The organism is Dyadobacter sp. HNCC25DJ184, assembly GCF_056895215.1.
Map to the genome: position 1 here is coordinate 141,879 of NZ_JBXHAQ010000004.1, position 26,570 is coordinate 168,448.

A 26,570-nucleotide genomic window follows, 5' to 3' on the forward strand; every position below is an offset into this window, starting at 1 on the left:
CCCCTTACGACTAAAAATTAGTCCAGCGTGATCTCCAATGCTAATCCACGAAGCTCGTGAACAAGTACGTTGAATGACTCCGGAATATTTGGTTTCGGAAGGTTTTCACCTTTCACGATCGCTTCGTATGCTTTGGCACGGCCAACAACGTCATCAGATTTTACAGTCAGGATTTCCTGAAGGATATGTGATGCACCGAATGCTTCAAGTGCCCAAACTTCCATTTCTCCAAAACGCTGACCCCCAAACTGCGCCTTACCACCCAACGGTTGTTGCGTAATAAGTGAGTATGGCCCGATAGAACGCGCGTGCATCTTATCGTCAACAAGGTGACCAAGCTTCATCATGTACATCAGACCAACTGTTACCGGCTGATCAAATTGCTCACCCGACAAACCGTTATATAGGTATGTACGTCCCCAATCTGGCAGACCTGCTTCTTTCAACTCAGCCGCAACTTCCGCTTCTGTTGCACCGTCAAAAATCGGTGTAGCATAACGACGACCCAGTTTCTGACCAGCCCATGCAAGAATGGTTTCATATATCTGACCAATGTTCATACGTGATGGTACCCCAAGTGGATTCAACACGATATCAACTGGTGTTCCGTCTTCTAGGAATGGCATATCTTCATCACGTACAATACGGGCAACAACCCCTTTGTTACCGTGACGACCCGCCATTTTATCCCCTACTTTCAATTTACGTTTCTTAGCGATATATACTTTTGCAAGCTTAACGATACCAGCAGGAAGTTCATCACCCACTTCAAGTGCAAAACGATCGCGTTTGAAACGACCCATCAATTCGCTTCTAGAATTCAGGTAGTTCTTCAATAGGAGAGAAACCTGAAGGTTGATGCTTGGATCATCCGACCAGTTGTCGGTCAATACGTCTCCGATAAGGTTTACTTCCTCAGGAACTGCATATTGGCTTTCGTCACGATATGGGTTGTTTGCCGGGAACAAATTCTCAGAGATATTTCTCACGTTGAATTTCATTCCATTGCTGATCAACTCATCGCCAAACTTATGTTTAACACCCTGGCTGGTTTTACCGTCAACAAGCTGAACCAACTTGTCGATAACACGTCCACGAAGCTGAGTAAGATCGCGGCCATATTTCTTCATCAACAAACGAAGTTCGTCTTTGTGTTTTGCACGCTCCTCTTTGGTAGGACGAGAGAACAATTTGGTATCGATAACTACACCCTTCATCGATGGTGGTGCTTTTTTCGAAGCATCTTTCACATCGCCGGCTTTATCTCCAAAGATTGCACGAAGTAGTTTTTCTTCCGGAGTTGGATCTGACTCTCCTTTAGGAGTAATCTTACCGATCAATATATCTCCTTCTTTAACTTCTGTACCAACCTGAACGATACCGTTTTCGTCAAGGTTCTTAACTGTTTCCTCACTTACGTTCGGAATTTCAGCTGTTAATTCTTCTTCTCCGCGTTTTGTATCACGAACTTCAAGTTCGAATTCTTCAATGTGGATAGAAGTAAAAATATCGTCACGAACAACTTTTTCAGAGATTACAATAGCATCCTCAAAGTTGTATCCCTGCCAAGGCATGAAGGCAACCAAAAGGTTACGTCCAAGAGCAAGTTCACCACCTTCGGTACCATATCCCTGACATAGTGCCTCACCTTTAGATACTTTCTGACCTTTCAACACCATTGGCTGAAGATTCAAACATGTATCCTGGTTAGTACGACGGAATTTAACCAGATCATAAGAAACGCTGTCTTCAATAAAGCTAACAAGGCGTTCTGCGTCTGTACGGTAATATTTAACGACAATTTTAGTAGCGTCTACGAACTCAATCTCTCCATCACCTTCGGCAACGATAAGAGCACGTGAATCCATAGCCACACGTTTTTCAAGACCGGTACCCACAATAGGAGCCTGAGGGCGCAACAATGGCACACCCTGGCGCTGCATGTTAGATCCCATCAAGGCACGGTTAGCATCATCATGTTCAAGGAACGGAATCAACGAAGCTGCAACAGAAACAATCTGGTTGGCAGCAACGTCCATATAGGATGCCTGAGAAGGATCAACCATAGGGAAGTCACCTTCGAAACGTGTTTTGATTTTGTCTACCTTGAAGTTTCCGTCCTTGTCCACCTGCGAGTTTGCCTGCGCGATGTATTTGGAATCTTCTTCTTCGGCAGTCATATATATGATATCATCCGTCAGCTTTCCGCCGCTATCGATCACGCGATATGGAGTTTCGATGAAACCCATTCCGTTCACTTTCGCAAATACGCAAAGAGAAGAAATCAAACCGATATTTGGACCCTCAGGAGTTTCAATCGTACACAGACGCCCGTAGTGGGTATAGTGAACGTCACGAACCTCAAAACCAGCTCTTTCACGGGAAAGACCACCAGGCCCAAGTGCCGACATACGACGTTTGTGGGTAATCTCAGCCAATGGATTTGTTTGATCCATGAACTGCGACAACTGGTTGGTTCCGAAGAAGGAATTAATTACAGAAGACAACGTACGCGCATTGATCAAATCAACTGGCTTGAAATCTTCATTGTCACGCACGTTCATACGTTCTTTAATGGTACGCGCCATACGCGCAAGACCAACACCGAACTGTGCATAAAGCTGCTCACCTACCGTACGAACACGACGGTTTGACAAGTGATCGATATCATCGACAACCGCTTTTGCATTGATCAAACCGATCAGATACTTAACGATAGATACGATATCACCAGTCGTTAACACGCGAACGTCAAGGCTGGTATCAGAACCAAGCTTCTTGTTGATACGGTAACGACCGACATCACCCAAATCATAACGCTTATCACTGAAGAACAAGCTCTGGATTACATCACGAGCAGTTTGTTCGTCAGGAGCCTCTGCATTACGAAGTTGACGATAGATTTGCTCAACAGCTTCTTTGTCTGAGTTTGAGCTATCTTTTTGAAGCGTATTATAAATGATGTTATAATCCGCAACGTTCATATCTTCTTTGTGAAGAATCACTGATTTTTGACCTGAGTCAACGATCACTTCAATATCATCAGGTGATATTGTCGAATCACGCTCAAGCAAAACTTCGTTACGCTGGATAGAAACTACCTCACCGGTATCTTCATCCACGAAGTCCTCAGTCCAGGTACGAAGTACCCTTGCAGCCAATCTCCGGCCCACTGCCTTCTTAAGATTTGCAGGTGTTGCGCTGATTTCCTCAGACAAACCGAACAAGTCAAGAATATCCTTATCCGAACCAAAACCGATGGCTCTCAAAAGTGTTGTTACCGGGAATTTCTTCTTACGGTCGATATAGGCATACATGACGTTGTTAACGTCAGTAGAGAACTCAATCCACGATCCTTTGAAAGGAATGATACGGGCTGAATACAACTTCGATCCATTTGTGTGCTTACTCATTGAGAAGAACACTCCAGGTGAACGGTGTAGCTGAGAAACGATTACACGCTCAGCACCATTGATTACAAACGAACCACGTTCGGTCATATAAGGGATATTCCCTAAGAATACCTCTTGCTCAATGGTTTCAAATTCTTCATGGTCAGCATCATTACATATCAAACGTAATTTTGCTTTCAATGGAACTGCATAAGTAAGACCACGATCGATAGATTCATCAACCGAATACTTTGGCGGCTCCAAAAGATAATCAATAAACTCAAGAACGAAATTGTCGCGAGAGTCTGCAATTGGGAAGTTTTCAGCGAAAACTTTGTACAAGCCTTCACCTGAACGGTCTTCAACCGATGTATCAAGACTGAAGAAATCCCGGAAAGACTGAACCTGGATTCCTAGCAAGTCCGGATAGTCGATAACCGGATTGATCCTAGAGAAATTTTTTCTGGGTTTGTTTTGTGTAGCCAAGGCCATTTGTGATTTGGGTTAACAGAACGAAAATCAAAGCGCATACGTAACCAAACATAACGCGCAATCGTACCAATTAGTTTAAAACCGCAATCGAATTGCCTCGTAGAGCTTAAAGATTGACAGTCCCTCTTATTCTTTTCTACGAGTAAAGAATTGTTTCAGACGTGTCACCTGTGAAGATTAGAAAACGCAAACCTGTCAAGTTTCCTAATTATAATACCAACGTTTAGTAGCGGACTTTGTTGGATATTAATTTAAATAGGAATAGACCTGATTAGAAAATCAGGCCTATTCCAGGTAATATCAGGCTATACCTGAGGTATAATTATTTAACCTCAACTACTGCACCAGCTTCTTCAAGTTGTTTTTTCAAAGCCTCAGCTTCGTCTTTTGCAACTCCTTCTTTAACTGGCTTTGGAGCACCGTCAACTAGTTCTTTTGCTTCTTTAAGTCCAAGACCTGTAAGATCTTTAACCAATTTCACAACAGCTAGCTTGCTTGCACCAGCTTCTTTCAAGATTACGTCAAAAGAAGTTTTTTCCTCAGCTACAGGAGCATCAGCACCCGCTCCGCCAGCAGAAGCAACAACCACCGCACCAGCAGCAGCTGGCTCGATACCGTACTCATCCTTAAGAATTGTAGCCAATTCGTTCACTTCTTTAACCGTTAGGTTAACAAGCTGTTCCGCGAAAGCTTTCAAATCTGCCATTTTTATTTTTGATTTTGTGATTATACAATAAGATTGATTTTAAAGCTCCTTCTTTATTTACCCGGAGAGCCAGACCTGGTCTTTTATTATTAGTCTTCCTTTTCAGATAAAGTCTTAAGGATTCCTGCCAATTTGTTACCTCCACTCTGAAGAGCACCGATAACATTTTTCGCAGGTGATTGCAACAACCCGATAACTTCTCCAATCATCTCTTGTTTCGATTTCAGAGAAACCAAAACATCAAGCTGGCTTTCGCCTATGAAAACAGCAGTATCAACAGAAGCTCCTTTAAATTTAAGCTTGTCACTACCAGTTTTCTTCTTGAACTCTTTTATCAATTGTGCAGGAACTTTACCTGACTCCGGGTGAAACAAAACTCCTGACATTCCTTTCAATACTTCTGTATTGAAAGCTGAATAATCAGTATCTAATGTTTCTAAGGCTTTCTTAATCAGTGTATTCTTAACAACACGATACTCAATACCACGCTCGAAGCAAAGTCTTCTAAGAGAGTTAGCCTCTCCAACGGACATGCCTGTTGCATTAGTGATATAGAAATATGGCGTGTTCGAGAATTTCTGACTTAACTCGTCAATTATTACTGCTTTCTCTTCCCGTGTCATAATTATAATCCTGGAATCGTGTTTTTATCAACTGTAACACCCGGGCTCATCGTACTTGACAAGTGAATGCTCTTTACGTAAGTACCTTTCGCTGAAGATGGCTTCAAACGCACTAAAGTATTGATCACTTCCTGTGCATTTTGAGCAAGTTGGTCTGTTCCGAAAGAAACTTTACCAACACTAGTGTGAATGATTCCGGTTTTATCAACTTTGAAATCTATCTTTCCAGCTTTTACTTCTTTAACAGCTTTTGCTACATCTGGTGTAACGGTACCTGACTTAGGGTTTGGCATCAATCCGCGAGGACCTAAAACCTTACCTAACCTACCCACTTTTGCCATAACACTCGGCATAGTGATGATCACATCGATATCTGTCCAGCCTTGTTCGATCTTTTGGATATACTCGTCAAGACCAACGAAATCTGCTCCAGCTTCTTTCGCTTCCGACTCCTTGTCAGGAGTACACAGAACCAATACGCGAACTTCTTTACCTGTTCCATGAGGAAGTGTAACCACCCCACGAACCATCTGATCAGCTTTACGAGGATCAACGCCCAAACGAACGTCAATGTCGACAGAAGCGTCAAACTTGGTATAAGAAATCTGTTTCAGAACGTCCGCAGCTTGTTCCAATGAGTACGCTTGTTCAGCGTCGAATTTTGAAAGAGCTTCTTTTTGCTTTTTGGTCAATTTTCCCATGTTCTTTTTGCTTTGGCGTAAATTAAATTACGCTCAGTTGTTTTCTTCCCACGGGGCTTTGCCTGCAACGGTAATACCCATACTACGAGCCGTTCCCGCAATCATTTTCATAGCTGAATCAATTGTAAAGCAGTTTAGATCCGGCATTTTTGTTTCAGCGATCGTACGAACCTGATCCCATGAAACGGAACCAACTTTGATACGGTTCGGCTGAGCAGAACCTGACTTTACTTTTGATGCCTCTAGAAGCAAAATAGCGGCCGGGGGAGTCTTTATGACGAAATCAAAAGACTTATCCTTATAGTATGTAATAACTACCGGCAATACCACACCCATTTTATCCTGGGTACGGCCATTGAATTGCTTGCAAAACTCCATGATATTCAAACCCTTTGAACCTAATGCTGGTCCAATCGGAGGTGAAGGGTTGGCTTGGCCACCTTTTACCTGTAGTTTGACGTATCCACCTATTTCTTTTGCCATTGTTTTGGAATTTGTCGGTTCATTGAAAGCGCTGGTGATTCACATGCAAGTGGAAGCTTACCCTGCTCACCATTCTATCAATTTTCCTTTTCTACTTGTGCGTAACTGAGTTCCACGGGTGTATTACGCCCGAATATTTTTACAACTACATTGAGTTTTTTCTTCTCATCGAATACTTCTTCAACCACTCCGATAAATCCACTGAACGGACCATCCACTACCTTGATCATTTCTCCTTTGATAAACGACAAGCTCGGAGCTTCTTCCTGTTGATCAGCCTCATCAAACTTACCGAGGATACGGTTGATCTCAGACTGACGAAGCGGTACAGGAACCTTGGAATTCCCCTCAGCATTACCTAAAAATCCGATAACACCAGGGATACTTGTAATAATGTGCAGTACTTCACCTTTTGAAAGGTCGGCCGAAATGATAATGTATCCGGGGAAGAAATTCTTTTCCCGAACTCTTTTCTTACCGTTACGCATCTCATAGATCTTCTCCGAAGGGATCAGAATCTGCGGAACGAATTCAGTGAGTTTTTGCCGTGTTATCTCATTCTCGATATAGGACTTGATTTTTTTCTCTTGTCCTGACACTGCTCTTAATACAAACCAATTTAGACCACTCATACCATTATAGGGATTTCTTCTAAAAAAAAGCCTTAGAAAGACTCATAAAACAGCTTGAGTGCGTTCTCAAAAGCAAGATCCATCACACCAACAACGAAGGCAAAAATGAGAGAACCCACTAAAACCAATGTTGTATTGGCCTGAAGCTCATTAAATGGTGGCCATGTTACATGCTCGGTTATTTCCTCCCAAGACGCCTTTAGAAATGAAGTAAATTTTTCCATTTTTCCTGTTTACTAATGCACGGGTGGAGAGATTCGAACTCCCATCAACGGTTTTGGAGACCGCTATTCTACCCTTGAACTACACCCGTATTTTCTTCAACCCATTGTTTGGGGCTGCAAAGATACAAATTAGATTATAAAAAACAAGTGCATTTCTGCCGAAATGCACTTGTTAATTTATTTATCTCGTATTAATCTACGATCTCAGTTACCTGACCAGCACCTACGGTACGTCCACCTTCACGAATCGCGAAACGAAGACCTTTTTCCATAGCAATCTTGTTGATCAATTTCACATCGATAGTGATGTTATCGCCTGGCATAACCATCTCAACACCTGCTGGAAGAGTGATCTCTCCAGTTACGTCAGTTGTACGGAAGTAGAACTGAGGGCGGTATTTGTTAAAGAATGGAGTGTGACGACCACCTTCTTCTTTCGAAAGAACGTAAACTTCACCTTTGAATGCTGCGTGTGGCTTAACAGAACCTGGTTTACAGATTACCATTCCGCGACGGATATCTTCTTTGTCAATACCACGAAGAAGAAGACCTACGTTATCACCAGCTTCACCACGGTCAAGGATCTTACGGAACATCTCAACACCAGTTACGGTTGATTTAAGACCTTCTGCACCCATACCCAAGATATCAACAGGATCTCCAGAGTTGATCACACCACGCTCGATACGACCAGTTGCAACAGTACCACGACCAGTGATCGAGAATACGTCTTCAACAGGCATAAGGAATGGAAGATCAGTCATACGTGGAGGAATTGGAATGTAGCTGTCAACAGCGTCCATCAAATCCTCGATAGTTTTAACCCATTTCGGTTCGCCATTCAATCCACCCAAAGCAGAGCCTTGAATTACAGGAATGTTATCACCATCATAGTCATAGAAGCTCAATAGTTCACGAATCTCCATTTCTACCAGTTCAAGTAGTTCAGGATCGTCAACCATATCCACTTTGTTCATGAATACCACCAATTGAGGAACACCAACCTGGCGAGCCAAAAGGATGTGCTCACGAGTTTGTGGCATAGGACCATCAGTCGCAGCAACTACGATGATAGCTCCGTCCATCTGCGCAGCACCAGTTACCATGTTCTTCACGTAATCCGCGTGACCTGGACAGTCAACGTGAGCGTAGTGACGATTTACAGTTTGGTATTCTACGTGTGATGTATTGATTGTAATACCACGTTCTTTTTCTTCAGGTGCATTATCAATTGACGAGAAGTCACGTTTAGCTGATAAACCTTTTTCAGCCAATACGGTTGTAATTGCCGCTGTCAAGGTAGTTTTACCGTGGTCAACGTGCCCGATAGTACCAATATTTACGTGGGGTTTCGAGCGGTCAAACGTCTCTTTTGCCATGTCTTAAGTACGCTTAAATTAAGTTATTACGAATTTATTAAACACTATATATTGATTCTTCACCTAATAGAACTACAACAACTCCGTAATTCAATTCACCTGAATCAAAATTCTTTTCGAGCCATTGAGGGGATTTGAATCGTGACGACGAACCGCCCTGACCTCTTCCTTTCCAAGGATGCACTCTGCTCAATATTTCAAAATCTTACGAGCCATTGAGGGGATTGGAATCGTGACGACGAACCGCCCTGACCTCTTCCTTTCCAGGGATGCACTCTGCTCAATATTTCAAAATCTTACGAGCCATTGAGGGGATTTGAATCGTGACGACGAACCGCCCTGACCTCTTCCTTTCCAGGGATGCACTCTGCTCAATATTTCAAAATCTTACGAGCCATTGAGGGGATTTGAACCCCTGACCTCTTCCTTACCAAGGAAGTGCTCTACCCCTGAGCTACAACGGCAAAACCTTAAAATGACCAAAAGCGATCAGCGAAAGGCTTCGAATGAATGTTTTCGCTGATCGCTTTATGGTGCTTCAAAATGGAGCGGAAGACGAGGTTCGAACTCGCGACCTATAGCTTGGAAGGCTATCGCTCTACCAGCTGAGCTACTTCCGCAATTGTTATCTGAACGTGCCTTAACTGGTACTTAAGGCTTTAAAAACTGTCCAAATTGTGGGGGCGGATGGATTCGAACCACCGTAGGCATACACCAGCAGATTTACAGTCTGCCCCATTTGGCCGCTCTGGTACACCCCCTTTCAACATTTCAACACCATTGTAAAACCCGCTTGTTTCACTTTTGGAGCTGCAAAATTACACGGGTTTTTTATATTCTCAAACACTTTGCGAAAAAAAATCTGAAATTTTTTCTGCAAAGTGTTTTCGCTATCCCGTAAAAGCCTGGGAATGTTTTAGAAAAGCCTGATACCGAAGCTTAACATATTAAATGAAGGGCCCCGATTGTCCTTGAACAATTCATTGACATCGTAGGTAACAAACAAGTCAGGGAAGTGGCGGATTCCAATTTCGGCTGAAAGCCCGTATCTAATATCATTGATATAAAAATCTTTATGGTCCTTGACGATATCCTTACTGCCATCGTGCTTAACCTTGGTATACCCGCCTAAACGGTATCCAACATAACCACCTGCACTGATATATGATATAAAAGAATGCGGGAAACTGACTGTTGGCATCAAAGACAGATTGACATAGGGCACTACAAGTTTACTTTTATCCAGGTCATTCTGTAAACCTTCTGTTATTTTGAGGTCTGGAAACTCCACCATCTCCTCACCCTTATATGCCTTGTTACTTCCGCTATACATCATATTGTACCAAGAGAAGTCTCCTCCCAGATCGAGATGGAATCTGGCATTTTCACCCCTTATAACTGTGGTACTTACTGTGTACCCAAGACTAACCATTCTTGACGGGAAAGGGCGCAGGTCATAATCCGATTTTGGATAAAGAGCAGTTGAGCTTGCGTTGGCGTAGGTATTGAAACCCAGTGCCATATTAAATCCCTTCCGGGGACTTGACCCTTTGCTTTTGCCATAAATTTTCTTTGTAATCCTGGTATAGTCCGAATCAATTACATCTTCTCCATCATCTTTCACGGATACGCCATCTTCATTAATTCGAACCTCTGTGTCGCCGTCTTTGATATGAATTCCTTTCAAACCGATTCGGACATATTCTGTATCTGTTCCTTCTCTCTCCCTGCTATAATTTTTCCCCTCCAGTTCTTCGTGCAAATAAGTTGTGTCTGAAGCCGAGCTATCCAGTTTCACTTTCAGGTCACGTAGTAACGCATTCAAATCATACTTCAGAATCTTATCCAGTTCTTTCCTATTCTCTCCGTAAATTATAATTCTAGTGTTGTTCCCGAAAGTCACAATTATAGAATCCTTGCGTGCCGGTTTGTCGATTGCGTAACCGTAAGCACTTGCTACACATACAAGAAGGATCAGCGTCAGTAATTTAGTTTTCATTTTTTCAGCGGCTAATTGATTTTATTTCTTTGATTTAGTGTTATCTGAATTTTTTGTTTCTCCTTCATTATCGGCCCTCGCAAAAATAGATTTGGGATTCACTCCCATCTCATTCCAATCTACGCGCTCTCCTTCCCTCGCGTTTTTCAGCTGGCGAAGCACCCGACTAAACTTCGACGTCTTCGCTTTATCATCAGCACCCGATTCAGATATAGGCTCTTCCACCGTCACCAAAACCACTCTGTTTTCTGGTTTCCGCACATCGACCGGCGTTGGTGTTATGCTCGTCCGGCGTTGGAGACCCGACGCTTCCGGATTAGAGTTCACGGAGGGTATGATCACTTCCGGCGTATCAATTTTCGCTATTTCTGCTTTTGCATTATCTACCTCATATGGGAAGCTTTGTATTTGATTGTCTTTTCCTTCAATCGATTTTAGCTCAACGGAATTTCCAGCCAATGCCTCTTGATTCGTGTTAATCCCGGCCTTCTGAGAATTTGCGATCGTTGGTGAAACCGTTTTCTTTACAACCACCTCCTGAGGCAGCGCTTCTTTTACTCCAGTTTTTGGCGACATCTTCACCTCCGCAGCAACCGGGTTCTCCATTTTCCCCTTCCCGTTTTCCATTTGCCACACGATATAACCCGTTACGAAGATGAGGCTCAAACCGGCTGCTGCATACCAAATCCAGCCAGCCAAAACTTTACGTTTTTTCTTGGTTCTACCCTGAATTTTAGCCCAAGCTTCATTCGACGGTTTCTGTTCGTAATCCGTCAGTTTCTTTTCAAAAAGCTCGTCAATTGGATGCTTTTTCATATGTTACTTTTTTTTTAAAGTCTGATTCCCATTCCTTCACCATCTTTTGCAGTATAGCGCGCGCTCTATGCAGTTGCGATTTGGAAGTACTCTCTGTAATACCCAGCATGTCGGCGATTTCAGCATGCGAAAATCCTTCAATCGCATACATATTGAAAACCGTTCTGTAACCAACCGGAAGCGAGCCAATAATCTTCATAAGCTCTTCAGCCTGAATAAATTCATCTGCATAACTTACATCCGGCATGTTTACGATCTCATCAGTCGAAACATCTTCTAATATTCTTTTATATTTCCTCAGGTAACCCAGCGCCTCATTCACCATAATTCTGCGGATCCATCCCTCAAAACTTCCTTCACTGTTAAACTGATCTATCTTTCCAAAAACTTTTAAAAAACCTTCCACCATTACGTCCTCAGCCGCCATCGAGTCATTTACATATCGTTGACATACCACCAGCATCCGGGAAGAATACTTATCATAAAGAAGCCGCTGAGCCTTGGCATCCTCCTTTTTGAGGGCCTTGACAAGCTGAACTTCCTGATTGAATATTGATAAAATTCTACCCATTACTTTTTATTGTATTTAATAACCAGATGCCATGCGGATGACCATAGGTTGCATGAGCCGTTAAAAATTCCTCAAAATTTCGGAAATCTTCTTTTCTAAATATCGACTATTTAAATTTCAGGTACATATTTCACAAATGCGAAGTCAACTAATGTCAAAAGGCGTTATTGCCGAGGATTGTCAGGAAATTGTCATTCTATTGTTATACCGTACTAATTTCGCCAGGCAACGCTCAATCCAAGTCAAAATCTGAGCGACTATTTATTCACTTCTTATAAAAATATTCGGTTCACATCGCTTAGTTTTGGAGCACCTTAAAATTTCAAATTTAAATTCAATGCTTGACTCCTCAGCTCCAATTGGAATCTTTGATAGCGGTATCGGTGGTATGACGGTTGCCAGCGCGGTGACCAAATTACTTCCTTCCGAAAACACGATTTATTTTGGAGATACTGCCCACCTCCCTTATGGTGATAAGTCCACCGCGTCAATACAGGCATATTCGATTAAAATTTGCAATATGCTTTTGCAACAGAATTGTAAGGTGATTTTAATTGCGTGTAACTCTGCCTCCGCCGCGGCATACGAGTTGGTGAAAGAATACGTGGGAAGCAAAGCCAAAGTGCTGAATGTGATAGACCCGGTTGTCGATTATAGCAAAGAGCACTATGAGTCAAAGACAATTGGTTTGATTGGCACGAAACAAACTGTCATGTCTAACGTATATAAAAAGAAGATTGACGATTTGAACAGGAATATTCATTTAAAGTCACTCGCAACTCCATTGTTGGCTCCAATGATCGAGGAGGGATTTTTCAACAATAATATCAGCGAAAGCATTATATCCACCTACCTCAACGACCCATCGCTCTCTAAAATCGAGGCTTTAATATTGGGTTGTACGCATTATCCGTTGATTAAGGAACAAATCACAGCCTTCTATGGAAACCAGGTCGAGATATTGGATACCTCAGAAATTGTGGCGCACTCTGTGAAAGCCTGGCTTGATCAACATTTTCTTGTGAATGAGAAAGGTGAAGGATCCCGTCAATTCTTTGTGTCAGATTACACGCTTTCGTTTGAACAATCTACGAGCATATTCTTCGGCGAAAGAATTCAGTTGTCTCATTATCCTTTGTGGGAATGAAACCTCCCGGTCATGTTTTGTCAGGAGTAGTCATTCAATAATGGGATTCGACTGAATTTTGACTTAGAATTAGGCCTCTAAGTTCCTTACCGATACATTAGCCTCACCGGACCCAATAATCCAGATGGCATGGGAACCCACTGGGCTGCGTCAAATTTTTTGTATGTGATATCGACAATATTGATATCGTAAAAATTCTTCCACTCCGGAGACTGATGATCCCTTAGCCGCATATAGTTTGCGGAAAGATTGGTCACCACAATTTCGAGTTCATTGTCTTTGGCTTTCAAGCTTGCCATTTGAACAGGCAATTTAAACGGAATCGACCACGCAGTTCCGACTAATTTTTTATTAATATATACCTGCGCAGATTCCCGAACATCGCCTAAGTCCAGATGTATATCTTTAGCATCAGATAATGCGGGAAAATCAAATTTAATAGAGTATTTCGCCTTCCCGGAGAAATATTCGGCAGAATCTGGCAGAGACGTCCAGGAAATCAGGTTTTTCATATCTGTTGACTTGGGTCGACCCGGCTTACCTTTTAGAAATTCAATACCCCACGTCCCTGATATTGGATATGCCCGTTCAGATTCAGAGCTCTGAAACTCTCCGCTTTTTGTGGCATGGATCAGGAAACAGGATTGTCCGGGCTCCAATTTCAAATATACTTCCGACTTATTATTACGCTCCCGAGAAACCAGATTTTGGCGTCCGTAAATCGGATCATATTTTTCAACAAAGTCCAGTTTGTTGAGGGTCACCCATCCTTCTTTGTATTTGTTACTTAAATTGGTGATGAAGTAAGTGGCGCGGCGTTTAGAATCGATTTTGCGTATAAAACTTAATCCCCTTTTGGCAATATCCTCGCCAACAATCCCATTCTCTGTCAGGCTGGCACTAATATCTTTGCTGATTTTGATCGAAGAGATCTTCGCAAGCTCCTGTTGAATTCTGCTATATGCTGTCTCCTTTCGCTCACGATCATAATATCCCGTCAACATATCGGGAGTCTTTCCATCGAAAATTACTTTGCCGCCTTTTTTTGCCAGACTGACAATGAGATTTAGTGTGTTTTCCGAAATATAAGTCGAGGCTGGAATTACAAGCGTCTTGTACGAACCACCTGTAGCTCTCAAATTTCCTTTCTCATCAACCTTTAAAACTTCTAGTTGCCGATCCGAAACATAGTCAAATGAGTATCCTTCTGCCAATAGCTTTTGAGATAGTTTGCCAAATGGCAGATCCAGTAGCCAGCGGTCGACATGATGAACTTCTAAAAGGTGAATTCCACCAGCAGATTTGCCCGGAGTTGCCCACAGATCCTGAATTGGAAAATAGACCAATATATCGTTGTCCGGCTTTGACGACTGTAACATCTCCTGGCATTTCTCAACGTATTCATTCAATAAAGGAAACTGTTCGGCGAAATGCGACTGGGGGCCGAAGTTAGTAGAAGCGTAAAACAGCCAGCCAGGATAAGGCGCCTTTTCCGGCGAGTAAGTCGTTCCGTGATAGAATATGTGATTGATTCCCGCTGTAAAAAGTTCGTCAATTTGAGGTTTGACCTGCGACAGCGAGACCTTGAAATGATTGGCAAGCCACGTTCCGGTTTCAGAACTCACTAATGGCTTTCCCGAAATATTGGCTGCAGAAGACGCAAATTTCATGGCAAGCACATTTGGTGTTCCGAATTGCTGAATAGAATAGTCGGGATCAACACGAAGGCCAGGGATATCAAACCGACTCGTTCCAAAAGATTCAGTTTCCGGAATATCTGCCTGCTCATATAAATCCAAAAGATTTCCCGGCGAGCCGTGCGCCTGATATCGTGTTAAAAAATGTTTTTCAGTACTCCAGGAAGTCCATGGATGTGCGTAACGTTCGAGAAGAAGTTCAGACAATGTGTGATGATAATCTATTCTTATCAACTCAGCATCTTTGTTTCCACTGGAATCCGTCAGGAATGATGACTTCGCACTGAGATCATATCCTCTTCTGCGCCTAAACTCTTGCAAAAAATCTTTCGTCCAATTCGCGCCATATGCCTCGTATGAGTCCATGTACATTGCTCGTGGGACATGTGAGGCACCGAAAAAAGCTGAATCAAAACGGGATAGATATTCATTCATAATATCCTTCCCAAATGGATCAAAAACCAGGCCTTCCCCTCCCGGCGCCGCTCTCTTAACTTTTTGATTTGTATTTTCAACTGAGAATTGTCCACTTCTGATCTGCATGCTTTTTGCTCCCATATCCTCACGCACATTTGGCCCACCAAAGGGCCATCCTGTGCCGGTTGTCATATCAACACCCAATCCTAACCGACGCCCTTCGACAATTGTATAGTCCAATAATTTCAACCACTCAGGCGACAGGAATTTCTTGAATTCCTTCTCATGACCTTTCACCCCGTAGATTGGAATGATATGTACGCCACCCAAGCCACTCTTCTGAAAAGTTTGTAATTGATACGATATATCTGCTTCCGAAACGGCGCTCCCCATCCACCACCAGTAAGTCCACGGCTTTGCTGTCGATATTTTTTGAGCATTGGCCGATCCCCAAACCAGCATCAACAATATTAAAATCTTCCTCATTCTAAATTCATATTTGATTCAAAAGGCAGTCGCAGACATTTAATCATGGTGTTTGAAGGATTTATTTCAAAGAAAAAGGCGACCCATCTTCCGGATCGCCTTCAACAACGCTTTATATGAATGTCAGTGTCTATATGCCTGACGTACTCGCGCGGTGATGAACTCTCGTTCCTCACGAATCTTCCTGCTATTTCTATACCAGAGATATCCGATTACTGCCACCAGTAGATAGGGCATAACAAACAGATAAATAATACCTGTGTTGAGTCCCACACCAACATTATTTCTACCATTGCCCATAGAGCTCTCTACGGTTCCGCGACACATCGCACATTGTGCATATACATCCGCTCCGGAAAACAAAACGGCCAAAATAACTACCAAAAATATCACAACCCCCTTTTTCATGAATAATAAGGACTAATCATCAAATATACTATTACCCCGGTTACACTAACATATAGCCAAATAGGCATAGCCCACTTAACAGCCTTTCTGTGTTCGCTCAGCTGATTGGAATATCCAAAGTAGACAGCTCGCAGCACAAACCAAACTACTCCAATCGACAGCACTATATGTGATATCAAAAGAAAGTAGTAAACATACCTCACTACTCCAGTGCCACCATAAGCAGTCGATTCGTTGGAGATATGATAAAGCACATAACAAACTAAAAATAATGAGCCTAAGCCAAACGCCACAGTCATAGTCCGCCGATGCCCGGAATAGTTTTTATTTTTTACTTGATAAAATCCTGTCAATAACAAAAGTGCCGTTGCAGAATTCAGGACGCCAATTACGTGTGGCAATACCTTAGTCCATTCACCTAATGGGAGTTTTTGCCTGATGCCCAATAACAATGCAACAGCAACAGGAATCGCTATCGCAAGGATGTTGATAACGCGTTTGTATTGGGGTTTATTTTCAATAATAAATGTCGACATCTCAATTTTCGAGGCCTTTACCTCTTTCGTAGTTCAATATTTTTATTTCGGCCATTAAGCGTTCCGTCTCCTTTGGCAACCTCGCATCATAATAACCTCTCACATAACCCATATCATCTATCAACAGAAGCTTTGCATAAACAGGAATCGAGTTCAAATTCTCGTTAAAATACAGCTCTTTGTTGAGAACGTCATTCACCTGTCCCGAATTGCCTGAAACCAACGGCCATCCAACCTTCCCGCTGGCCTTCCACTTCTCAACCTGACTAGAATCGACGATCGACAGAATCGAAACTTGACCGATAGTCTTTTCCAGGGTGTGAATTCGATCCAATTGTGCGAGCACTAATTTTATTGAATCTTCCTCCGCATTGTTGATATAGTTAACCACCGTGTATTTGCCGAGAACAGTCGGCTTAGCCAGCGATGAATCCGCAAACTCATATAAATCAATCGCATCCAACTTGCTAAAAATCGTATCAGCTCCTTTCTTCTCCACATTACCCACGGCATCCGTTTTAGGATTATAATAGGGCAATTCATAATGATTTGACCCAAAGTACCGGAGGAACAAAAAGATTAAAGCCGGCATTACTAATGTAAAAATCAGTAACCCGGCTTTACCGTATTTCTTCATATAAACCTATCCAAATATCGCTTCGAATATCGCATGTCCTTCCAGAAGGAGTGCCAGGATCAGCCATGCAACGAATATGATCGGCACTAATATGGACCAGATCAAACCTTTCGTTTCGTGCTTTAAGTGCATAAATTCACCTACAATGTAGAATGCTTTTACGATTGTCATTACTACGAATATCGAAATTCTAAGAATTCCGTGGTGCATCGTAAATGCAATGATAAATTCAAGGGTAGTGATACCCAACAGAATCCAAAATGTTTTCCAGATTGCTTTTCTTTGCTCTGCCCCAGCGTTGGGATCATCATGATGTAGGTGATGCGCGTCTGCCATAACTATATTACTAGAGAATGCTAATTAATTAAACCAAATAGAAGAAAGTAAACACAAATACCCACACCAAATCTACAAAGTGCCAGTACAATCCCACTTTCTCAACCATCTCGTAGCTACCTCTTCTATCATAAAAGCCGGTCGCTGCACGGAAAAATATCAAAATGTTAAGAATGACCCCACTAAAAACGTGAGTTCCGTGAAAACCTGTGATAAAGAAGAAGAAGTCTGCAAAAGCAGCAGGGCCGTATTGGTTCTCTGTGAGATTAGCACCATGCACTGTTTTTTCGATCCATCCGCCGTTTTCAAATACTTTCATCACAGTTCCGGCATCAGTACCATGGATAAAGTGCGACCACTCCCAAGCCTGGCAACCTAGGAAAGCAAACCCTCCTATAATGGTCCAAAGCATATATTTCTCAACGTTCGCACGATCCATTCTGTGCCCCGCTTCCACCGCCAGAACCATAGTTACGCTACTCGCGATGAGAACGAATGTCATGATTCCTACAAATACCAATGGAAGAGATACGCCGTGCAGAAATGGTACGGCTTCATATACCTTTTCTGGTATAGGCCACCACAAATTCGAAAATGTGAAGTTAGCTGTTTCCCCCACGAAAGACGGGAAACTAAATCTTTGATACCCGTAAGCTACAAGCAAAGCAGAAAAGGTAAAGGTATCAGAGATGAGGAAAAACCACATCATCAATTTGCCGTAACTTGCTTTCATAGGCTCAATTCCGCCCATCCACATTTTGGGTTCGATTGCACCAGGAGTTGTTACATGTGCTGCCATTGGTAAATAATAATCAATTAAAGGTCAATAAAAAAACAAATAAGTAAACCCAAAGAATGTCCAAAAATTGCCAGTATGTAACACATATCTGGATCTGTCTTAGATTTTTAGCGTGCAATTTAAGCTTGAATGCGGCCGTCAGTGCAAATAACATCACAATCAGACCACTGATTATGTGAAACCCATGCAATCCCGTAAAAACATAAAAGAATGAACCGGATGGATTTCCTACAAAGTATACATTCATGCCTACCAATTCCTTCCACCCCTGAAATTGCATATAGAGGAAAGTTAAGCCAAGCACAAATGTAACAGAAATTGCCATTTTCAAACGGTCAAACTGGTCTTTTTTTGCCATTGCATATGCGTATTGCATACATATACTACTCAATACCAAAACCCCTGTGCTGTACCAAAAAATCTTTGGCATTTCAAATTCCAACCAATTCCCTTCGGCTCTTCTTACCAGATAAGCACTAGTCTGCGAAGCAAAAAGCATTACTATCGTCACCACAAAAAGCCACAAGGTGAACTTCATGGGATCCATAGACAGCGTAGCCTGAGGCTCCTTCACTTCATTGTACTGTTGAATCTTCTCCATTTCTCAAAAAATCAATTTCACAATTTATCCAACAAAAAAGCAATCTGCACGATTGGAAGATATATAAACGAACCAAACATCAACTGTCTCGCGGTCTTGTCAGTACACGATCTCATTAAATGAAACGTTTGCGCCAAAAACAACACTCCAAAAACAGTTGCAACAAATGCTGAATTAATACCTGTCATCCCCAGCTTATATGGCAACCATCCAATTGGCAATAGGAACAATGTATAAATCATGATCTGCAACGTCGTATCCGAATCTTTCAATCCATTTGCTGGCAACAACTTAAATCCGGCTTTTTTGTAGTCAGAATCCAATACCCAGGCTATCGCCCAGAAGTGTGGAAACTGCCAAAAAAACTGAATCGCAAACAAAATTCCAGGTTCCAAACCGAAATGGTTGGTTGCAGCAACCCATCCGATCATCGGAGGAAATGCTCCTGGAAACGCACCTACAAATACTGCGATAGGCCCTACTTTCTTTAACGGAGTGTATACAAAACCGTATAAAATCAGAGATAACAGTGAAATAAGTGCTGTGCTCAGATTAAAGACAAAAAGAAATATTGTTAACGAACCCACACCCAATATCAGCGACCAAAAAATCGCTTGTTCTACTGTAATTCGACCGCTCGGTAATGGCCTGTCACATGTCCTTTTCATCAATTTATCCGACTCCCTTTCCAGAATCTGATTGATAATATTAGCGGATCCAGTGATACCAATTGATGCAATTACAAATAAAGTTAAAGTCGTATAATCAACGTTTGTTGCCCCAAGACAATAACCCATAGCTCCAGAAAACGCTATGAGAGAAGCCAGGCGAAATTTGAGTAATTCAAATAAAACCTTTATACCTTCCAGGGGCCTCGAAAAACTAATATAACTATCTTGTGATGTCATTACAATCAATTTTCAATCAACTCAACTCTCCTCAACCTTGTGCTTCTTCCAGGATTCAATAATAATTGTATTACAAATTGAAGTCCTAGCAACAGTATTCCCAATGTAAGATGCATCGGCTGAGCGTACGGTGGAACACCGAAATAAGCCATAACTACTCCCGTCAATATTTCGAGAATAAGAACTGCGATACACCCTTTTACACAATTCAAAACAACGGGCGACACCCCCTTCACTCTATATATTAAACTTAACCAATAAAGATTTAGCCCTAATACTATAATTGAAAAAGATCTATGGACATAAAATCTTAGTCCCAAATGATCAATCCATGTATTTCTGGCTTCATAGCCAAGAGCTTTCACAACCTCATCTATGTTCTCCCTTACCTGCGTACCTAAAAGGACTTGTAAAAGAGTAATTAATAAGACGATCAACCCAAGATTCCGTCCAACTCCTTTCGTTTCGCTTTTGCCTGCCACTTCAATCCTACTGACAACGATATAGGCATACAATGCTATAAACACTATCACAATCGCGAGAAGCATATGCAAAGTTACAATCACAGGATGCAACTCAAAACTTACCACTTTGGCCCCGAGCCATCCTTGAAAACCAACCAGAAGCAATGCCGCCAAAGAGGCCCAAACTACCTTACGATTTATGTTGAAGTAAGGCAACGAGGCAATAAATGTGAGCAAAATCATGATGCCGGTAAAGGCCCCCAATAACCTGTTCACATATTCCGTCCAGGTTTTGATCGGGTTAAATTCAATCTCTCCCCTCAACTTCGCGCCGTACATTTCTTTATAATCATGCGGCAACTGTGACACTTCTGTTGGTGGAATCCAGCGTCCAAAACATTTCGGCCAGTCGGGGCAACCCATTCCGGAACCAGTACTTCTTACTACTCCACCTGCTATAATCAGCAAGTAAAGAGTAATAACTGTATTTAAAGCCAGTCGCTTGAATCGGCGACTGGCTTTAATATCAATGTGATTTGAACTGGTCATTAAAATTCTGAGCCTCTATTGTTTTCTCCAATGAGATCAACTCATTCTCATGCGGGAAATTAGACTCCAATGTTTGAGAGTATGGAATGTTCTGAGGAATGAAATCTTCAGGAGCACCTGGCTTGCTGTAGTCATATGACCAGCGGTATACAGGAGGAAGGTCTCCTTCCCAGTTACCATGGCCTGGCATAATTGGCGCCGTCCATTCCAATGTGTTTGATCTCCATGGATTTTGCGGAGATTTTTTACCTTTAAATATGCTATAGAAGAAGTTCCAAAGGAAGATAAACTGGGCAAAGAACGTCAGGATAGCCGCAATAGAAATGAACATATTCATATCCATAAACTTATGCGTGAAATCGTAGCTTGTGAATGCGTAATATCTTCTTGGGAAACCTGCTATACCCACGTAATGCATCGGGATGAAAACAAGATACACACCCAGGAAAGTAAACCAGAAGTGAATCTGACCAAGGGTTGTGTTCATCATCTTACCAAACATTTTAGGGAACCAATGGTAAACCCCCGCAAATAATCCGAATGCCGACGCCGCACCCATTACCAAGTGAAAGTGAGCAACTACGAAGTAAGTATCGTGAAGCTGGATATCCAGGGCACTGTTACCAAGAATAATACCGGTTAATCCACCAGAGACGAAAAGAGAAACCAGACCGATGGAGAACAACATACCCGGAGTGAATACGATATTTCCTCTCCATAACGTAGTGATGTAATTAAATCCTTTAACCGCAGAAGGTACCGCAATGATCAGAGTCAGGAACATAAATACCGACCCAAGGAACGGATTCATACCAGTTACGAACATATGGTGAGCCCAAACGATAAATGCAAGGAATGCAATCCCTAGCATGGACGCGATCATGGCCCGATATCCAAAAATTGGTTTACGAGCGTTAGTTGCGATTACTTCAGAAGTAATACCTAGTGCTGGAAGCAAAACGATATACACCTCAGGGTGGCCAAGGAACCAGAATAAATGTTGGAACAAAATCGGACTACCTCCTACGTTTGGCAACGCTTCTCCATTAATATAGATTTCAGAAAGATAAAAGCTTGTTCCGAAATGCCTGTCAAAAATCAAAAGTAAAACTGATGAGAAAAGAACAGGGAATGAAATCAATCCCAAAACAGCAGTAATAAGAAAGGACCAGATTGTAAGCGGTAGACGGTCGAATGACATCCCGCGCGTTCTCAGGTTAATGATGGTCGTAATATAGTTGATACCTCCTAACAATTGAGATACAATAAACAAAGCCATACTTGCCAGCCAGAGAGTCATACCTGCTCCTGACCCGGGGTGAGCCTGAGGAAGTGCACTCAATGGCGGATAAATTACCCAGCCACCGGCAGCTGGACCGGCTTGCAGAAATATCGATGCAAACATGATGATACTGGCAACAAAGAAAAACCAGTATGACAACATATTCATAAAGCCCGACGCCATATCCCTTGCACCAATCTGGAGTGGGATAAGGAAATTACTAAATGTTCCACTGAGACCTGCAGTTAATACAAAGAATACCATGATGGTACCGTGCATTGTTACCAAAGCCAGGTAGAAATTAGGGTCTAATTTTCCCGAATCACTGATCCACTGACCAAGAACTGGTTTCAACCAAGACAGGTTTGAATCAGGCATACCCAATTGTATCCTAAAAACTACTGACATTGAAATCCCGATTACCGCCCAGATAATACCGGTAATCAGGTACTGTTTTGCAATTATCTTATGATCCTCACAAAATACGTATTTCTGCCAGAAATTTTGTTCGTGATGTTCGTGCCCCTCTGAATGATCGTGTTGAACAGTTTCGATTCCTTCGATAGCTGACATATATCTTTAATGTTTTGTATTGAAAAATTAGCGTAGACTAGAAGATCCCGCACCCACCGAATTCGAAGCAGTTGAGCTATCTGCGGGAGCTGCGCTTCCAGCCGGGATAAACTTCATTGCTTTTGCCTTTAAGTTATCAGGCACTTTGGCCAGATACTCAGGATAAGTTGTAAGAAAAGGCTGCTGTTCTGCGCACCATTTCTTATAAGTCGCCTCATCGTCAACGATTAACTTAGTACCCATCGAGAAGTGACCCATTCCACAAATCTCGGTACAAACAAGTTCATAGTTAAAGTTAGGATCGTTAAGTTCTGCCCTCATTTCTGCTGTGCTTTTGTCAGCAACAAACCAGAATTTAGTTGGCATACCAGGAACTGCATCCATTTTAACTCGCATATGAGGAATGTATACGCTGTGCAACACATCTCTCGCTCTGATCTTCAACAATACAGGCTTATTAACAGGAATATGTATTCCGCTCGCAGGCCCCATAAAATCATCGAATGAATTTTCGTCAGATAAGTCTATACCCACTTCGTTCTGAGCGTCGATCATCTTATAGTTGTAAGTACCCAATTTGTTATCTTTCACACCTGAATAACGGGTGATCCAGTTAAATTGCTTACCTGTGATTTCAATAACCTCCGCATCTCTTGGAGCGTCAGCAGTAATATCCGACCATGCCTTCCATCCTGTGAATACAAGCATCGCCATTACGATGGCAGGAATAATTGTCCAGATCAATTCAAGCTTATGGTTCTCCGGATAGAATGACGCTTTGTTTCCTTTCTTATACTGATATTTCCACGAGAAGAAGAATATCAAGAAGTTCACCAAAATGAAAGGCAAGGTCAATATCCCCATTGAGAACCAGAAAAGGTCATCGGTACGTCTTCCGTGAATAGAAGAAGCAATTGGAAGAAAATATTCCCGCGCGTGCAAATACGACCAGGTTATTGAAACAGCTCCACCTACCAAGATGACAAGAAAGAGTGCTCCATTAACTTTATTACCAGATGGTTCTGCATCAGAAGCATCCGACTGTTTTACAGATTTCAATACATCTTGCAAACGGGATATTACTATTCCTGTAAGAACGATGAAGACAAGAGCAATTAATGCGATAATATAATACATGTCAATTTTACGGTTAGGCGATTAAGCGATGTCGTGATGCAAAGATTCTTCCAACATTGGATGATTTCTCGGAATCAAATTAGCCTTCTCAAGTTGAGCTGCTATCGACCAGGTAAAAGCACACAAAAACAATACAAAGAAGCCCCATTCCAACGGACCAAATGACGCTCCGGAACCCACGGTACCGGGCATAATATTGGTATAAAAATCCATATAATGCCCTACAATCACACTCCAGCAAGCAACCTTCAATATTGAGTGCGTATATTTTGCATCTCTCGTCATCAATACCAGAAACGGAAAGAAGAAATTAAGAAAAAGCGTGATGAAGAAAGGTGCCTTAAAATATCCGTCATACCCTCTGAATCTCTCGATAAAGTAGATCGTTTCTTCCGGTAAGTTAGCATAGTAGATCAAAAGGAATTGAGCAAACCACACATAAGTCCAGAAAATACTGAATGCAAATACAAATTTACCCAAGTCGCGTAGGTGGCTTTTGTTAACAGCTCTCAAATAACCTCTTTCACGAAGCATTACGACTGTTAAAGTAATCACGGCCAATCCGGCTACGTGCCAACTAGCAAGAGTATACCAACCGAACATAGTGCTAAACCAGTGTGTATCGATTGACATCACGAAATCCCAGGCAGATGTTGAGGATGTAACACCAAACACAACAAGGAAAGCAGTACCGAACCTGATTGATTTTTCATAGAACTCTGTTCCACCGATTTCGTCTTCCTGAAGTGATAGGTTACGAATTACCTTCCACAAACCATACCATATGGCAAAGTAGAATACAAGTCTTCCTATAAAGAACGGTGTATTAAGGTATCCCTTTTTCCCGGCGATGATAGCGTCATATTCAGCACCCGGCTGGTAAAGACCTTCGTGCGTCCAGTGAAAAAGATCGTGACCTCCAAAAATAAAGGTAATAAGTAATACAGCTCCTGTTACAGGCAAAAATGCTGGTAAAGCTTCAGGTACTCTTTTAAATACTGTTGACCATCCAGCCTGCGCCAGGTAGTTGTAAGAAAGGAAAAACATCCCGACAACAGCCATCCCTGTAAAATAAACTCCATTAACCCAAAGATTAGCCCAGATACGAGCGGTCCAAGGTTTCGCATGATGACCAGCCGCAGCTTCATGTGCGGCTCCGTGACCCTCAGCTGCCGCGTGACCAGCAGCCGCAGCGTGTTCCGCACCATGTGCAGCCACTTCATGCCCACCACCGCCATTTGCGGCTAAATACGCTCCAACAAGAATAAGAGCAACACCTACGGCGCCTCCGATCATCAGGTTCCTTTTTGCCCCTGAAGTGAATTCAAACCGTTCTTCAATTGAAGGAATCGAATGTGCTGATGCCATTATTAAATTTTATTAAATCTCAGTTATCAAATATGTACTATGATCCTTTTTGCAATTGATGCACATAATGCACAATCTTCCATCTTTCTTCCGGATTAACCTGTGAACCGTGAGGCCACATTCTGGCTTTTCCATAAGTGATTACGTGAAAGATATGTCCATCATTCATCGTCTTATATGCGTCGCTTGCGTAGTTAGGAACACCTTTATACATCGCCGCTACTTTACCATCTCCTGCCCCAGTTGCACCATGACAGTGCTGGCAATATCTTTCGAACAATACCTTTCCTTCTGCCAAAGACTGCTCAGTTAAAGGAATTGGGTTTTTTAATACTCTTTCTGAAATAGCAATGCTGTCTGCAGGAATATTGTAAACCATCAAATCCACTTTTGCTGAGTCGCCTTCACCGAATTTGGTATTGTAATTTCTACGGGCGATAGTTCCTTGAACAGGAAGTCTCATCGTCAAACCCATTGGATTTACCGGATTCGGTTTTTCCTGTTTGTAAGGCTCATATCCTACAGGCAGATACATATTAGGGGCATATTCCTTACCAGGGTTACTAGGATCCTTCTTACAAGAAGAAGCAACAACTAATAACATCGCCGGTATACCAATAAGCTTATATAAATCTCTTAATCTCATCATTACAGCACTTTAAAATTGTTTGATGTTGACTTCTTCAGCACCAGTGTCTTTAAGTGCTCTTGAAATATCTTCCTCACTCATCGCGTTACTTCCCATATTAATGGCCATAACGAATTTGTTGTCCGTGGAACGCGCATCAAATCTTTCGTGAAAGTGCGTGGCTGGTCCCAGGCCATTTGAGATAAAGAAAGTTGTTACCATACCAAACGCAGTAAACAACACAGTTAACTCAAATGTAATTGGTATATAGTTTGGGATGGAAATTGGATCCTTACCACCAACGATCATCGGCCAGTCAATACCCATTGTCCAAATCATTAAAGTCAAAGCGACACAACATCCGGTTAATCCGAACAAAAAGGCAGCAATACCTATTCTCGTCCGTGGATGACCAAGTGCTTCGTCTAACCCGTGTACCGGAAAAGGAGAATACACTTCTTCAATCTTTACTCCTGCTTTCCTTAACTTAGGAACGGCGTGCATGACGGTATCATCGTCATCATATACACCTACTAAATATTTGCCAGTTAACTCTGCCATTTTATACTAATATTAAAT

Annotated in this window: 26 protein-coding genes and 4 tRNA genes; 1 reads left to right on the forward strand and 29 read right to left on the reverse strand. The window is 42.2% G+C overall.

Annotated features, from left to right (window positions below; all coding sequences use genetic code 11):
• Positions 1-17 precede the first annotated feature (17 nt).
• The 15 genes from rpoB to AC1XUD_RS07605 all read right to left on the reverse strand — a co-directional run bounded on the left by rpoB (position 18) and on the right by AC1XUD_RS07605 (position 12,018).
• Positions 18-3,884 carry a DNA-directed RNA polymerase subunit beta gene (gene rpoB / locus AC1XUD_RS07535; protein WP_483360363.1) on the reverse strand — a complete coding sequence of 1,289 codons (3,867 nt, stop codon included), beginning with the start codon at positions 3,882-3,884 and terminating at the stop codon, positions 18-20.
• Positions 3,885-4,206: 322 nt separating this feature from the next.
• Positions 4,207-4,590 (reverse strand): 50S ribosomal protein L7/L12, encoded by a 384-nt coding sequence (rplL, locus tag AC1XUD_RS07540; protein ID WP_483360364.1) that lies wholly within the window; start codon positions 4,588-4,590, stop codon positions 4,207-4,209.
• Positions 4,591-4,679: 89 nt separating this feature from the next.
• Complete coding sequence (rplJ, locus tag AC1XUD_RS07545) at positions 4,680-5,213, reverse strand: 50S ribosomal protein L10 (RefSeq protein WP_483360365.1); 534 nt, start codon at positions 5,211-5,213, stop codon at positions 4,680-4,682.
• Between the two features lie 2 nt (positions 5,214-5,215).
• Positions 5,216-5,914, reverse strand: a complete 699-nt coding sequence (gene rplA / locus AC1XUD_RS07550) for a 50S ribosomal protein L1 (protein ID WP_483360366.1) — start codon at positions 5,912-5,914, stop codon at positions 5,216-5,218.
• 33 nt (positions 5,915-5,947) lie between these two features.
• Positions 5,948-6,397, reverse strand: coding sequence for a 50S ribosomal protein L11 (rplK, locus tag AC1XUD_RS07555; RefSeq protein WP_483360367.1), 450 nt, complete (start codon positions 6,395-6,397; stop codon positions 5,948-5,950).
• A 77-nt stretch (positions 6,398-6,474) separates the two neighbouring features.
• Positions 6,475-7,029: a transcription termination/antitermination protein NusG gene (nusG, locus tag AC1XUD_RS07560; RefSeq protein ID WP_483360368.1), complete on the reverse strand. Its 555-nt coding sequence runs from the start codon at positions 7,027-7,029 to the stop codon at positions 6,475-6,477.
• A gap of 32 nt (positions 7,030-7,061) precedes the next feature.
• Positions 7,062-7,253 carry a preprotein translocase subunit SecE gene (secE, locus tag AC1XUD_RS07565; RefSeq protein WP_483360369.1) on the reverse strand — a complete coding sequence of 64 codons (192 nt, stop codon included), beginning with the start codon at positions 7,251-7,253 and terminating at the stop codon, positions 7,062-7,064.
• Between the two features lie 18 nt (positions 7,254-7,271).
• Positions 7,272-7,342, reverse strand: a tRNA-Trp gene (locus AC1XUD_RS07570).
• A 102-nt stretch (positions 7,343-7,444) separates the two neighbouring features.
• Positions 7,445-8,632 (reverse strand): elongation factor Tu, encoded by a 1,188-nt coding sequence (gene tuf / locus AC1XUD_RS07575; RefSeq protein ID WP_483360370.1) that lies wholly within the window; start codon positions 8,630-8,632, stop codon positions 7,445-7,447.
• Positions 8,633-9,024: 392 nt separating this feature from the next.
• Positions 9,025-9,096 (reverse strand) — tRNA-Thr (locus tag AC1XUD_RS07580).
• Positions 9,097-9,176: 80 nt separating this feature from the next.
• A tRNA-Gly gene (locus AC1XUD_RS07585) sits at positions 9,177-9,252 on the reverse strand.
• Between the two features lie 58 nt (positions 9,253-9,310).
• Positions 9,311-9,393 (reverse strand) — tRNA-Tyr (locus tag AC1XUD_RS07590).
• Positions 9,394-9,548: 155 nt separating this feature from the next.
• A complete protein-coding gene (locus AC1XUD_RS07595; RefSeq protein ID WP_483360371.1) occupies positions 9,549-10,631 on the reverse strand; it encodes a porin family protein in 1,083 nt (360 codons plus the stop codon).
• A 21-nt stretch (positions 10,632-10,652) separates the two neighbouring features.
• The gene (locus AC1XUD_RS07600) at positions 10,653-11,447 is read right to left on the reverse strand and encodes a hypothetical protein (protein WP_483360372.1); all 795 of its coding nucleotides are present in this window, start codon (positions 11,445-11,447) and stop codon (positions 10,653-10,655) included.
• Complete coding sequence (locus AC1XUD_RS07605; protein ID WP_483360373.1) at positions 11,428-12,018, reverse strand: RNA polymerase sigma factor; 591 nt, start codon at positions 12,016-12,018, stop codon at positions 11,428-11,430. The genes AC1XUD_RS07600 and AC1XUD_RS07605 overlap by 20 nt, the downstream gene beginning before the upstream one ends.
• Before the next feature lie 337 nt (positions 12,019-12,355).
• Between AC1XUD_RS07605 and murI the strand changes: the two genes are divergently transcribed.
• Positions 12,356-13,165, forward strand: coding sequence for a glutamate racemase (gene murI, locus AC1XUD_RS07610; RefSeq protein ID WP_483360374.1), 810 nt, complete (start codon positions 12,356-12,358; stop codon positions 13,163-13,165).
• 86 nt (positions 13,166-13,251) lie between these two features.
• On the opposite strand, the gene AC1XUD_RS07615 is transcribed toward murI, so the two are convergent.
• From AC1XUD_RS07615 to AC1XUD_RS07680, 14 genes are all read right to left on the reverse strand, one after another.
• Complete coding sequence (locus tag AC1XUD_RS07615) at positions 13,252-15,765, reverse strand: glycosyl hydrolase (protein WP_483360375.1); 2,514 nt, start codon at positions 15,763-15,765, stop codon at positions 13,252-13,254.
• 123 nt (positions 15,766-15,888) lie between these two features.
• Positions 15,889-16,173 (reverse strand): hypothetical protein, encoded by a 285-nt coding sequence (locus AC1XUD_RS07620; RefSeq protein ID WP_483360376.1) that lies wholly within the window; start codon positions 16,171-16,173, stop codon positions 15,889-15,891.
• A complete protein-coding gene (locus AC1XUD_RS07625) occupies positions 16,170-16,709 on the reverse strand; it encodes a DUF420 domain-containing protein (RefSeq protein WP_483360377.1) in 540 nt (179 codons plus the stop codon). Before AC1XUD_RS07625 ends, AC1XUD_RS07620 begins: the two co-directional genes overlap by 4 nt.
• Before the next feature lies 1 nt (position 16,710).
• A complete protein-coding gene (locus AC1XUD_RS07630; RefSeq protein ID WP_483360378.1) occupies positions 16,711-17,346 on the reverse strand; it encodes a hypothetical protein in 636 nt (211 codons plus the stop codon).
• A 6-nt stretch (positions 17,347-17,352) separates the two neighbouring features.
• Entirely contained in the window at positions 17,353-17,682 is a 330-nt protein-coding gene (locus AC1XUD_RS07635; RefSeq protein WP_483360379.1) for a cytochrome C oxidase subunit IV family protein, read from the reverse strand.
• Positions 17,683-17,710: 28 nt separating this feature from the next.
• Positions 17,711-18,481 (reverse strand): cytochrome c oxidase subunit 3, encoded by a 771-nt coding sequence (locus AC1XUD_RS07640; protein ID WP_483360380.1) that lies wholly within the window; start codon positions 18,479-18,481, stop codon positions 17,711-17,713.
• 13 nt (positions 18,482-18,494) lie between these two features.
• Positions 18,495-19,082 (reverse strand): cytochrome c oxidase subunit 3, encoded by a 588-nt coding sequence (locus AC1XUD_RS07645; RefSeq protein WP_483360381.1) that lies wholly within the window; start codon positions 19,080-19,082, stop codon positions 18,495-18,497.
• A 17-nt stretch (positions 19,083-19,099) separates the two neighbouring features.
• The gene (gene cyoE / locus AC1XUD_RS07650; protein ID WP_483360382.1) at positions 19,100-19,990 is read right to left on the reverse strand and encodes a heme o synthase; all 891 of its coding nucleotides are present in this window, start codon (positions 19,988-19,990) and stop codon (positions 19,100-19,102) included.
• Between the two features lie 5 nt (positions 19,991-19,995).
• Positions 19,996-21,003: a COX15/CtaA family protein gene (locus AC1XUD_RS07655; protein WP_483360383.1), complete on the reverse strand. Its 1,008-nt coding sequence runs from the start codon at positions 21,001-21,003 to the stop codon at positions 19,996-19,998.
• Positions 20,981-22,858 (reverse strand): cytochrome c oxidase subunit I, encoded by a 1,878-nt coding sequence (locus tag AC1XUD_RS07660; RefSeq protein ID WP_483360384.1) that lies wholly within the window; start codon positions 22,856-22,858, stop codon positions 20,981-20,983. Before AC1XUD_RS07660 ends, AC1XUD_RS07655 begins: the two co-directional genes overlap by 23 nt.
• Before the next feature lie 27 nt (positions 22,859-22,885).
• Entirely contained in the window at positions 22,886-23,995 is a 1,110-nt protein-coding gene (locus AC1XUD_RS07665) for a cytochrome c oxidase subunit II (protein ID WP_483360385.1), read from the reverse strand.
• Between the two features lie 21 nt (positions 23,996-24,016).
• Complete coding sequence (locus tag AC1XUD_RS07670) at positions 24,017-25,363, reverse strand: quinol:cytochrome C oxidoreductase (protein ID WP_483360386.1); 1,347 nt, start codon at positions 25,361-25,363, stop codon at positions 24,017-24,019.
• 37 nt (positions 25,364-25,400) lie between these two features.
• Positions 25,401-26,009, reverse strand: a complete 609-nt coding sequence (locus AC1XUD_RS07675) for a c-type cytochrome (protein ID WP_483360608.1) — start codon at positions 26,007-26,009, stop codon at positions 25,401-25,403.
• A 12-nt stretch (positions 26,010-26,021) separates the two neighbouring features.
• The gene (locus AC1XUD_RS07680; RefSeq protein WP_483360387.1) at positions 26,022-26,552 is read right to left on the reverse strand and encodes a DUF3341 domain-containing protein; all 531 of its coding nucleotides are present in this window, start codon (positions 26,550-26,552) and stop codon (positions 26,022-26,024) included.
• Between the last annotated feature and the right edge of the window lie 18 nt (positions 26,553-26,570).